The following is a 271-nucleotide window of genomic DNA, read 5'->3' as shown; positions in this document are numbered from 1 at the left end:
ATTCGGTGGGCTGCCCGAGCTAATTGAGAAGTTCCTACAGGAGATTGCGGGAGCGTCGGATATTCCGGTTACCCGCCTGCTAGGCCAGTCCCCTGGCGGGCTGAATAGTACTGGCGAGTCAGACCTGCGCAATTACTATGATCGTGTCAATGCCGATCAGACCCTAACGATTAGCCCAGCACTAGCTAAGCTGGATGAGTTGATTATCTGCAACGCCCTTGGCTCGCGCCCTGCCTCTATCCATTACAACTGGAATAGCCTGTGGCAGCCG

1 protein-coding gene is annotated in these 271 nt (G+C 55.4%); it reads left to right on the top strand.

Annotated features, from left to right (window positions below; all coding sequences use genetic code 11):
- Positions 1-271 (top strand): anti-CBASS protein Acb1 family protein (locus RMT89_RS43115; protein ID WP_315889215.1); only part of this gene is annotated, 271 nt, incomplete at both ends.

It is taken from the genome of Streptomyces sp. P17 (genome assembly GCF_032436805.1).
Taxonomy (GTDB): Bacteria; Actinomycetota; Actinomycetes; order Streptomycetales; family Streptomycetaceae; genus Streptomyces.
Note: the sequence above shows the minus strand (reverse complement) of the source record. Positions and strands in the feature narration are given on the sequence as shown.